Origin of the sequence: Fructobacillus tropaeoli (genome assembly GCF_016860625.1) — a bacterium.
Lineage (GTDB): Bacteria > Bacillota > Bacilli > Lactobacillales > Lactobacillaceae > Fructobacillus > Fructobacillus tropaeoli.
In genome coordinates this window covers 193,770-205,019 of the sequence record NZ_BOJU01000002.1, presented here as the reverse complement: position 1 = coordinate 205,019, position 11,250 = coordinate 193,770, and the positions used below count along the sequence as shown (strand labels likewise).

The following is an 11,250-nucleotide window of genomic DNA, read 5'->3' as shown; positions in this document are numbered from 1 at the left end:
TAATTGTTCTAACAGGGCTGGGTTTGATTAAGAAAAAGTATGATGATATTGATTGATTTTAACTGTTCTTAATAAAATTAAAAAAATCACGAAGTTAAGTTGAGATTGTTGTTTTTGAATAAAAAAACCTCTTTAACAGCCTGGCAGAAAAGCTCGATTAGTCACAGATTAATCGAGCTTTTTTGTTTGGAAATGTTCATGCAAAAATTCCTAAAAAAATGTGTTTTTAGAGACTTTATTTCCAAATTCGTTGTGCTATAATTGGTGCCTGATGACATTTGGAAAGGAGTAGCGTACTGATATTAGTGCGCGATATTACGCATATGCCAGCAGTATTTATGCGACGAGCACAGGCTCGTGATGTCTCTGAAATTGTTTCAATTTTGCAGACCGCCAAAGGTTATTTAAAGGAGCAGGGGATTGACCAGTGGCAATCCGATTACCCAAACGAAGCGACCGTCCAAGCTGATTTGGATGCGCAACAGGGTTTTGTCTTAGTTGTAGGTGATGAGGTGGCAGGATACGCTGCTGCCTTTGAAGGGGAAGACCCACTCTACACGGACATCAAAGAGGGTAGTTGGGCTGATAGTGGTCACCCACATGACTATGCCTCACTCCATCGGGTAGCGATGTCGGACAAGTTCCGCGGCCAGCGGCTAACGCCACGTTTCTTTACGGCGTTAATTTCATTTTTCTATGCACGGGGTGCACGCGATTTTCGAATCGATACCCATCCAGGGAACATGCCCATGCAAAAGGTGATTGCCAATAATGGTTTTGAAAAGCGTGGTTCAGTTGATATGCTCGAAGCGGACCATATCTCAACCAAGCGTTTTGCCTACCAACTAATTATTAATGATTAAAGAAGAAACCGCCAATCAACAGATTGGCGGTTTTTTCTGAGCTATAATCTTGGCTTAAATTCTCTTTTTTAAACTAATTGTACCCTTAATCTTGTTGCAGCGCCTGCATGGCTAGATGATGAGGACCCTGATTTTTTCGATCGGATACCCAAGTGTAAAAGGTTAAATCAGGATTGGGTAAGAGGGCTAAAATTAAATCAACTTCCTTTTGGTAGTGCTTGGCATAGCCCTTTTGCATGGAACTAACTAAGATTTTTGAATCCGAAACGATTTCAACAAGTTGGCTAGTTTTCAGGATTGCTAATTCTGATTTTACAGCCCAAAGTAAAGCTAAAAATTCAGCTTTGTGGTTATCCTCACAGTCCGCTAAGCGAACTTTTTTTTGGTATTGCTGACCATCTTGAACAAGAACAAGACCAGCGCTGGCATGGTGGCTATCTTTTTGGTAGGCCGCATCGATTGCTAAACGAATCACATTTTTCCCTTTCTTGGACTTTTCTTCAGTTCTAACAATACCAGAATGCACCAGTAAATGGTAAAATAATAGATGTTTAGATACGGAACAAGGAGAACGTTTCATGCGTGTTATTCGCGGTTTTTACCAACCAAAAGCGGACTGGTCCAATATTGCTTGGATTATGTGGCTATCCGTCTTAATCATTAGTCCTATTTGGGCTAGTGAGCTTTTCTATAATATTAATTGGTGGTGGGCAACCTATACCATTATCATGGTCTTGATTGGTCTGTGGACTTTTTTTGGACGAAAAATAATGCTTGAAAATCAAACTTTGACGATTAAAAGTGCCTGGCTGATGAAACAGCAAGTCATTGACTTGAATGACTCAGCGGTTAATTGGTTTTTTGACCAAAAGGCACTTATTGTTGTGATTGGCGGTCGGCCAAGGGCCTACCACCTTTCAAAGAAAATGGCGCAAGCGCTGAAAGGAATGGCCTAGATGGCTGAAACAACACCGGTCACAATGACAATTGACCAAGAACAGGGACGGTTAGATGCCGTTCTAGGACAGGCAAAATTACCCTATTCGCGGTCAACACTGGCTAACTGGATTAAAGAAGGACTCGTGTTAGTCAATGATCAAGCAGTGAAACGGTCTTATGTGGTCAAACAGGGTGATGTTGTTAGTATTAACCCACCCGAAGTCAAGGAAACGGCACTCGAGGCTGAAAATATTCCTCTTGATATTGTGTACGAAGATGATGACCTGCTGGTTGTGAATAAGCCCCAGGGGATGGTTGTTCATCCCGCACCTGGCCATTCAGGTGGCACATTAGTCAACGCTTTGCTTTATCATGCTCCTCTGTCAACGATTAACGGCGAATTCCGTCCCGGAATTGTCCACCGCATTGACCGGGATACTTCTGGTTTGTTGATGGTGGCAAAAAATGATCAAGCCCATCATGCCTTAGCCGCTGAGTTAAAGGCGCATAAAACCCAGAGAATCTACTATGCTTTGGTGAAGGGCAATTTTGAAGAAAATGAGGGAACTATTGACGCACCAATTGGTCGTCACCCTAAGGACCGCAAGAAGCAAGCGGTGGTTGGGGATGGTCGTGAGGCCGTGACTCATTTTAAGGTGGTTGAGCGTTTTGCCGGTTACACGCTACTGGAATTAGCACTAGAAACCGGTCGGACGCATCAAATTCGGGTGCATTTGGCTTATATCGGTCACCCGGTCGTTGGTGATAGCGTTTATGGTCACCAAGACAAAATTTTTAATATTAAATTACCAGGTCAGCTTCTTCATGCAAAAACGCTTGTGCTGACCCAACCAAAGACACAAGAAGAACTCCGGTTTGATTCAGCATTACCGCCTCTGTTTGAACAGGTATTGCGGGAACTACGTGAAAACCAAGGTTCATAATCGGTGAAAAATCAGTTAATCGTGTCAACTGGCCCGACAGAAAGGACGAAACATGGCAAATAAAGTAGTGTTAGACCAAGATTCGATGCAACGAGCATTGACTCGAATTACTTACGAAATTTTGGAACGGAATAAGGGTGGTCAAAACCTGATTTTGGTGGGGATTAAGACTCGTGGCGAGTACTTGGCCCACCGGATTGCTGACCGTTTGGAACAGCTCGAACAGGTTCAAATTCCTGTGATGGCGATTGATGTAACCAATTACCGTGACGATCATCTGGACAGCGGTGATGATTTGGGCTTGGACCCAGCTGAAAAGCTCAACATTGCCAACCAAAACATTGTCCTGGTTGATGACGTGTTGTTTACCGGTCGGACGACCCGGGCCGCCTTGGATGCTTTGATTCAAATTGGTCGGCCTCAGGCGATTGCTTTGGCCGTCTTGGTTGATCGTGGTCACCGTGAATTACCAATTCGAGCAGATTTTGTTGGAAAGAACATTCCAACGGCTCAAAATGAAAAAATTAAGGTCAAGGTCAAGGAATTTGACGGTGAAGACTCGGTTGAAATTGTCCACTAGGACAAGTTAATCCGTCTTACCCTGGAAAAATTAGGACTGGAGAGAACCTGATTTTTCCGAAAATAGTAGATAATGAGAGAAAAAAGTATGGAACGGCACCTAATTTTAGAGGATGGCACGGTTTTTTCTGGCCAAGGCTTCGGCGCACCAGCGACGACTTTTGGCGAGATTATTTTTGATACCGCTACATCCGGCTATCAAGAAACAATTACAAATCCAATTTATGATGGGCAGATGATTGTCTTTGCGATGCCTGTTGTTGGCGCCGATGGCATCCATGCGGAGGCCTATGAGTCGACTACACCAAAAATTCGTGGTGTGGTTGTTCACGATTTAGCGGAAGTTTCCACTAACCGACAGCGGCGGATGAACCTGGACCGCTTTTTGCAGCATCATAATATTCCGGGTCTATACGAGGTGGATACGCGTAAGTTAATTCGCCACCTTCGCGAAACGGGTCCTCAAAAGGCGACAATCGTTGATGTTGTCGATGATCACGCAGTTGATCAGCTGGTGGCCACCGTGTTGACGAATAAACAGGTTCAAAACACGGCTACTCCAAAGGCCTATGCCAACCCCGGTCACGGTTTTCATATTATCGTAATTGATTTTGGTTTAAAGCACGGGATTCTGCGAGTCCTTGGTGACTATGATGCCAATGTGACGGTCCTGCCGTACACAACAACGGTGGATGAGGTGTTGACCCTGGACCCCGATGGCATTATTTTGTCGACTGGTCCCGGCAACCCTGAGGACTTGCCCGATTCGGTTTTGACCTTGATACGGGTGTTGCAGACGAAGATGCCGCTGTTAGGCCTTGGACTTGGGCACGAGCTATTGGCATTGGCCAATGGGGCTGAAATTCAAGCCCTGCCGGCTGAGTACCATGGTATGAACCATCCAATCCAAGAAATCATTTCACAACAGCTTTTTTATGCCCGGCAGGGGCGTGGCTATGTGATTGATGAAGATTCACTAGATGGCAAAAAACTCTTTGTAACCCACCGCGACTTGGTTGATGGCTCAATACAGGGAATTCGTTTGCGGGACAACCCAGCCTTTTCGGTGCAATTCTTTCCGGATGGGGCTCCTGGTCCTCTTGAAGCAAACGGAATCTTTGCGGACTTTTTTGAAACGGTAGCAGATTATGTACAAAAAAATAGTTGAAACGCCGGTTAAAAAAGTACTCTTTATCGGTGGTGGCGAAACAGACTTTGGCCTCCAAGGCGAAAGTGATGCCGCAATTTACCAAGTTTTGCCAATTTTAAATGGCCTTGGCTATACAGTGACAGTTTTGGATGATAATCCCTATTCACTGGCCCTGGAATCACCAGCAGCCACCGGATTTTTGCGGACTCTGACTGTTCAAAACGTCAAAAAAATTATTAAGTCTCAGAAAATTGACGGCGTGATGCCACTTTTTGGTGGCGTGCGGGCGTTGCGGTTATGGGATCAGGTTATTTCGGAGTGGCGTGAAGCGGATGGCGTTTTGCCACAAACACTTGGTTTATCGGCTAGTGAGCTGCACGAGGTTAATGATGGGACTTTACTTTTTGACCGAATTGAGGAGATTGGCCTAAGTGTCACCGCCTCGGCCGTGGTGCAAAACCAAGAAGAAGCGAACGAAATGTTGCGCGATTTGGAATTGCCTTTGGTCATTCGGGCTCACAACCCAGTTCAGGGAACGACGAGACAAATTGTTGATCGCTTGGATGACTTTGACCACGTTGTTAATCGGGTCATGGGCCAATCATTAACCAACGAGGTGTTGATTGCCAAGGCGATTAATGGCTTGAAGGAAGTCTCTGTTTTGGTTGTTCGTGACCGTGATGGCAACTGCCTGCAGGTCGGGGCCTCAGAAGATATGGATCCAATTGGCATTCATACGGCCGACTCACTTTCTGTAGCGCCGGTTTTGACGGTCTCCGATCAGATTTTGCAGCAGATGCGGATTCAGGCTTTTGCGATTGCTGATTTGATTGGTCTCCGTGGTGTTTTACACGTTCAATTTGCCTTTGATGAAAAGACGGGTGAAATTTACGTGATTAAGGTTTCACCATACCTTGACCACTTGGCTAACCGAATGGCCGTGATGACCGGGTATCCAGTAATGTTGGTGGCTGCGCAGTTAGCCATGGGTAAGAAAATTACCGAGGTTTACTTGCCAAATGCCTTTCATGAAAAAACGGCGATTATGGAACCGGTGATGGACCACATTGTCGTCAAGTTGCCCGTTTTCTCTTTCGGCGACTTGGAAGCAATGGGTATTAAAGTTAATCGCCAGTTGAATTCCGTGCAAAAATCAGTTGGGTCGGCTTTGGGATTTGGTCGAACCTTTGTGGAAGCCATGGAAAAGGCCATTCGTTCGGCTCACTTCAATAACCGGTCGTTTTCACCCAAGTATATGGCCGATGTTTCAGATGACGAGCTGATTCAACAGTTGATTCATCCGCAAGATAACCGAGTGTTGCTCTTAATTGAAGCTTTGCGCCGTGGTTATGAAGTCGATGAATTAGCTGAATTAACGAATATCGATGAATTTTACTTTTATCAATTGAATCGGCTAATTGAAATTGAACGGTCGGTTGACCGGGATAACATTGATGCAGATGCACTGCGACGGGCGAAGAAGTTTGGTCTTTCGGATGGTCTGATTGCCCGTTTTTGGCAAACTGATTTTCAAGCAATTCGTACCTTAGCTCGGCAGAATAATATCCAACCGACCTATAAGGCCTTAGAGCCGTCGGCTGGTGAATTTCCTGAGCATGCTCGACAATTCTTTGCAACCTTTGAAGAAGAAAATGAGTCGGAACCAATTTGCGCCCAGTCCGTTTTGATTATTGGCCCAGGAGCCTTTCGCATGGGGGACGGGGCTTCAGCTGGTTATATGACGAGCGTGACGCTATCTGAGTTACATCGACTTGATTATCAAACGATTATTATGAACAACAATGCGGCGGATCCAACTCTATTGCCACATCTGTCAGATAAACAGTATTTGGAACCCCTTGAAGTTTCGGATGTGATGTCGGTGGTCGATAAGGAACAACCGCATGCTATTTTAGTTCCGGGCAACCGTAAGAAATTGATTGAAGCGTTGCAGGAAATGGGTCAACACGTGATTGTCTTCCCAAAAGAGAAGCACCATCCGAGTGGACCCGAAAAACATCAATCGGAGTTTAGCTTGAACTTCTTCTATGATGGCGAAGAGAAGCATCCGCTGGTCGTCACCCAGCACCGCCCTGGTGAAGTTCGGATTCTCGACCAAGCAATTGACCCAGCTCTTTTGGATGATTTGACGTTGGCCAGTCCAGGTCTGTATCAAATTATCTGGCGTGTCGATTTGGACGCCTGGGTCAGCAAGATTCCTTTGCCTGATTTACGCGTGGATACTTGGCTGCGGCCAATGCCATACGGACATATTGCTTACCTAACCAAGGTTTTGGATATTCCGTTGGGCCGGATGATTGTGCGAGCTTGGGTTGGTCAGCTAAATGAGGCTGACCGCCAATACCTAGCCGCTATTAAAGGTCAGCACGAAACGGCTAAATTAGCGATGGTAGCGAAAAATACAGACTTCGACTTACACTTGCACCCCGATAAAGCCATTGATTTGACCCGCTTTGAAATGGGGGCCAAGATAGTACCGTATGAAAGCGAGAAGAACGATGGGCAAGAGTAACCAGTATCCAACTGAGATTTTATACGGGGTAATGGTCAGTGAAGGGAAGTCCGGCGACTATCAGGTCAAGGACGGCCAAAAGCTGCACCCCTGGCGAATTGGTAAACACACAAAGGGCAAGGTTGTCGGCCCTGGGCAAATCTTTTTGACCGAACAAAATCAAAAGGTCGTGTTAATTAAAACGGCACCATTAGCTTTTAAAAACCGCCATGACTATCAACCAATGGGCCGGTTTACTAGCGAGACGATGGTTGTCCCGGCTGATTTTCAAGAATAAAATGGAGAACAATCAAAAGGCTGCTGAATCAAAATCGATTCGGCAGCCTTTTTGCTGGTTGAAAAAATTAATTTAAGTCGTACTTACGATTGACGTTAAAGAAGAAGAGCAAACCGTTAAGGGCAATGATGCCGGCTGAAACAATAAAGATGGCGCGGTAGTCAAAGACGTTGGCGATAGCTGCTCCTAACATTGGGCCCATCACGGATCCAACCGCTTGGAAGGATTGGTTATAGGAGAAGACCCGAGAAACCATGCCGGCTGGTGAATTCTTGGTCAGCAAGGTTTGGATGGCTGGCAACATGGTCGAATCCGAAATTCCAACCGCAAAACGTAAGAGAATCAATGCGACGACGGAAGTAACGAAAGCTGTTGGGACAAAGGCGAAGACTGCCATGACGAATCCAGCTTGAATCAGGTACTTGGTACCGATTTTATCACCCAGGCGACCAAAGACTGGGGCAAAAATCACTGTGGCCAAACCAGGCATGGCGGCCACAATCCCAGCGATAAAGGTTACACTGCCGTGGTTGTGCAAGACTTCGCGGACGAAAAGGGAGACGATTGGGTTAATCGACATATTGACGGTTTGAATCAACATGGTGGTCAAAAAAAGTGAGACCAGCAGTGATTTCTTTGGCAGTGTCTTCCAAGTCACCTTGGCGACAGGATTTTCTTCCTTACCTGCAGCAACTGGTCGTTCCTCGACCAAGAACCAAATAAAGAAGAAAACGATTAGAAGGATTAAACCAGTAATATGGAAGAGTGTTTGGTAAGAAACGACTGAAGCCATGGCGCCACCGAAGAGTGGGCCGATTAACTGGCCACCGGTAAAGCCGGTTACGATAATGCCCAATGAGCGACCCACTTTTTCCTTGGGCGTCTGGGTGGCAATGAGGGCATTGGCATTGGAAACGAAACCACCTAAGGCGCCTTGCAAAGCCCGTAAGGCCAGTAGTTCAAAGACGTTTTGGGCAAAGCCCATCAAAAAGAGGGAAATTGCCAACCCAAGGGCGGCGCGCATCATCATTAATTTGCGACCTTTTTTATCAGCCACCTTTCCCCAAATGGGTGAAACGACAGCGGTCACTAAAAAGTTGATGGCGAAAGCCGCACCGGAATAAAAGGTTAATTCCGATTTGGAAAAGTGGCCCAACGTATCGATGTACAGGGGCATAAATGGCAAGATTTCAGAAAAGGCGACACCAGTCATAAAGACGGCGAGCCAAACAATCCAAACGTTTCGTTGCCAGTTAATCGCTCGATCAGGTGTTTCTCGATCAGGTTCAGTCATAAATTACCTCCTTGACTGCGAAAATTGATAATCTGCTAATCTAGTAGTTTACTCCTTTTTAAAAAGACTTGCACGAAAGGAAGATGACGATTGCGTGAAAAATGCAATCAAACTGATATATAATTTTTAAAAAATCAGTGAATTGATGGTCGCTGAATAGGGACAATACCTGTCTTCATGGGCCTTATGTGCAACCATGATGCTGCTGATTTTAATTGGTGATAGTAATTGGGCTTACTGTTTGGATTCCTGACTTTGAAAAGGCTTGTTTGCCAGGTTAAAGTATTTTATAATAGGAAATACCTAAACACGTTTCCAAAAAAGAAGGACAGCTATTGTTCTTTTTTTCATTTAGCTAACTCAGGCCGCTGCTGGGTAATCTTCATTTAAAGGAAGGTCTTTTTCGATGACCAAGTACAAGGAATACACTGCCAATGATGTAATGGAAATGGTCAAGGCCTACATGCCTGATGACCAGGTTGTCCAAGTGCAAGCGGCCTATGATTGGGCTAAGAATTTGCATGCTCAACAAAGGCGTCACTCGGGTGAGCCTTACATTATTCATCCGATTCAAGTCGCTGGCATTTTGGCTGAATTAAAGATGGATGAAGCAACAATTGTTGCTGGCTTTTTGCATGATATTGTGGAAGACACCCCAGTCAGTCTGGAAGACGTGACGGAACATTTTGACCCCGTTGTTGGCCGGATCGTTGACGGTGTGACCAAAATTTCAAAAATTAAGTACCAGGATTCCAAGGTGCAACTTGCCGAAAACCATCGTAAGTTGCTTTTGGCAATGGCCAAGGATATTCGGGTTATTATCGTCAAATTAGCGGACCGGTTGCACAATATGCGCACGCTTGATGCTCTGCGCCCTGATAAGCAACGCCGGATTGCCCATGAAACTCTTTCAATTTATGCGCCCTTGGCGGATCGACTTGGAATTTCGGCCATTAAGTGGGAACTAGAAGACCTCTCCTTGGCCGTTTTGGAACCAGATGCCTACCACCAAATTGCTGGTCAAATGGACATGAAGCGTGAGGAACGGCTAAAGGCTATCCAAATCGCTGTTGATAAGATTGAAGACAGTATTCATGACCTTGGTTTGAAAAATGTTGTCGTTTATGGGCGACCAAAGCACATTTATTCCATTTATCGCAAGTTGGTTGATAAGCATAAGTCTTTTGGCGAGATTTATGACCTTTCGGCTATTCGAGTTTTAACGAATTCGATTCCCGATACCTACGCTGTTTTGGGTGCCATTCATGCACACTGGACACCAATTCCAGGACGATTTAAGGATTATATTGCCTTACCAAAGCCAAACGGCTATCAATCGCTGCATACAACGGTGATTGGTCCTTCTGGCAGACCTTTGGAAGTGCAAATCAGAACCCATGCGATGCACCAAGTCGCTGAATTCGGGGTTGCGGCCCACTGGGCCTATAAGCAACATGGTGGCACGTCCAACCAATCAGCCGACGTCAAGGATCAAAGTGAACGCGCTTTGAACGTGATTCAGGGAATTTTGGAATTGCAGGAATCGGCAACGGACGCCCAGGACTTCATGGATTCGGTCCAAGCTGACCTGTTCGTTGACCGGGTTTACGCCTTTTCACCAGCAGGCGATGTTTATGAATTGCCAAAGGGAGCTGGTCCTTTGGATATGGCCTTTGCCATCCATTCTAATTTGGGAACCAAAACGACCGGGGCCAAGGCCAACGGCCGGATTGTGCCACTGGATTATAAGATTCAAAATGGCGACATTATGGAAATCTTGACCGGCCCCAATGCGAGTCCCTCAAGAGACTGGTTAGATTTGGTTTCAACGCGTAAGGCTCGACACAAGATTAAGCATTTCTTGAAGTCTCAAGACCGGGCCGATAACATCGAAAACGGTCTGGAAGCCATCTCACGTGCGCTCTTTGAAATGCATTTTAACCCGGTTGAATTCCTCACGGATGAACAAATTACTGCCGTGGCGGAAGCCATGCAGGCCGGCACTCGCGAGGATTTATTAGCCGCTGTTGGCTACGGTGATATTTCAAGATTAGCGGTTGCCAAGGAATTAACCCGCCACGTTCGGGAAGAGCGTGAGGCGGCGGATGCCGAAGAGTTGCAAAAAAGCTTGCTGGAAGATGGCCAGGCTATTAAGAAGGAACCTCAGGTACCGAAGCAAAAAAGCCGTGACCGCGATAAGCAATCTGACGTTGTGATTGCTGGGGTTGATAACTTGTTGGTTCGTTTGTCTGGTTGTTGTACCCCTGTGCCGGGTGATCCCGTGATGGGCTATATTTCTCAAGGACGAGGCATTGCTGTTCACCGTTTTGATTGCCCAAACATTCACGCAGCCCAACAAAAGGGCCAGCGATTGGTGGATGTGATTTGGGCGGATGTCAACGGTCAACGACCAGATTACACCGCTGATTTAACCATCCATGCCGAAAATGAACCAGGTATTTTGAACGCTATTTTGCGGTCATTGAACGCCAAGACTCGCTTTATCAAGGAAATTAACGGCCATGTCACCAAAGGTGGTATGGTCCAGGTTCAAGCTTCAATTGGGGTAGCCAACTTAGCCCAATTGAATGGCATTATTGATGCCTTGTTGGCGGATCACTCGGTTTATGATGTGAAGCGGACAATTCATTGAAGCGCTGCTGATTGTCAT

At 45.9% G+C, this 11,250-nt stretch carries 10 protein-coding genes; 8 read left to right on the top strand and 2 right to left on the bottom strand.

Annotated elements, in window-relative coordinates:
* The first annotated feature begins 338 nt into the window (after window positions 1-338).
* Complete coding sequence (locus tag FT12353_RS03030) at window positions 339-863, top strand: GNAT family N-acetyltransferase (protein ID WP_239061165.1); 525 nt, start codon at window positions 339-341, stop codon at window positions 861-863.
* A gap of 85 nt (window positions 864-948) precedes the next feature.
* Here the strand turns inward: FT12353_RS03030 and FT12353_RS03025 are convergent, their stop codons facing one another.
* The gene (locus FT12353_RS03025; RefSeq protein WP_168778446.1) at window positions 949-1,338 is read right to left on the bottom strand and encodes an RNase H family protein; all 390 of its coding nucleotides are present in this window, start codon (window positions 1,336-1,338) and stop codon (window positions 949-951) included.
* A 103-nt stretch (window positions 1,339-1,441) separates the two neighbouring features.
* Between FT12353_RS03025 and FT12353_RS03020 the strand changes: the two genes are divergently transcribed.
* The 6 genes from FT12353_RS03020 to FT12353_RS02995 all read left to right on the top strand — a co-directional run bounded on the left by FT12353_RS03020 (window position 1,442) and on the right by FT12353_RS02995 (window position 7,285).
* Entirely contained in the window at window positions 1,442-1,819 is a 378-nt protein-coding gene (locus tag FT12353_RS03020; protein ID WP_203618304.1) for an EbsA family protein, read from the top strand.
* Window positions 1,820-2,746 carry an RluA family pseudouridine synthase gene (locus FT12353_RS03015; protein ID WP_168778444.1) on the top strand — a complete coding sequence of 309 codons (927 nt, stop codon included), beginning with the start codon at window positions 1,820-1,822 and terminating at the stop codon, window positions 2,744-2,746.
* 52 nt (window positions 2,747-2,798) lie between these two features.
* Window positions 2,799-3,326 carry a bifunctional pyr operon transcriptional regulator/uracil phosphoribosyltransferase PyrR gene (pyrR, locus tag FT12353_RS03010; RefSeq protein WP_047974823.1) on the top strand — a complete coding sequence of 176 codons (528 nt, stop codon included), beginning with the start codon at window positions 2,799-2,801 and terminating at the stop codon, window positions 3,324-3,326.
* 87 nt (window positions 3,327-3,413) lie between these two features.
* Complete coding sequence (locus FT12353_RS03005) at window positions 3,414-4,493, top strand: carbamoyl phosphate synthase small subunit (RefSeq protein WP_047974824.1); 1,080 nt, start codon at window positions 3,414-3,416, stop codon at window positions 4,491-4,493.
* A complete protein-coding gene (locus FT12353_RS03000; protein WP_203618296.1) occupies window positions 4,474-7,008 on the top strand; it encodes an ATP-binding protein in 2,535 nt (844 codons plus the stop codon). The genes FT12353_RS03005 and FT12353_RS03000 overlap by 20 nt, the downstream gene beginning before the upstream one ends.
* The gene (locus tag FT12353_RS02995) at window positions 6,995-7,285 is read left to right on the top strand and encodes a DUF7671 family protein (protein WP_168778441.1); all 291 of its coding nucleotides are present in this window, start codon (window positions 6,995-6,997) and stop codon (window positions 7,283-7,285) included. The genes FT12353_RS03000 and FT12353_RS02995 overlap by 14 nt, the downstream gene beginning before the upstream one ends.
* A 67-nt stretch (window positions 7,286-7,352) precedes the next feature.
* On the opposite strand, the gene FT12353_RS02990 is transcribed toward FT12353_RS02995, so the two are convergent.
* Window positions 7,353-8,579 carry an MFS transporter gene (locus FT12353_RS02990; protein ID WP_203618294.1) on the bottom strand — a complete coding sequence of 409 codons (1,227 nt, stop codon included), beginning with the start codon at window positions 8,577-8,579 and terminating at the stop codon, window positions 7,353-7,355.
* A 406-nt stretch (window positions 8,580-8,985) separates the two neighbouring features.
* Here FT12353_RS02990 and FT12353_RS02985 point away from each other — a divergent pair, with 406 nt between their 5' ends.
* Window positions 8,986-11,232, top strand: coding sequence for a RelA/SpoT family protein (locus FT12353_RS02985; protein WP_203618292.1), 2,247 nt, complete (start codon window positions 8,986-8,988; stop codon window positions 11,230-11,232).
* Window positions 11,233-11,250: the final 18 nt, after the last annotated feature.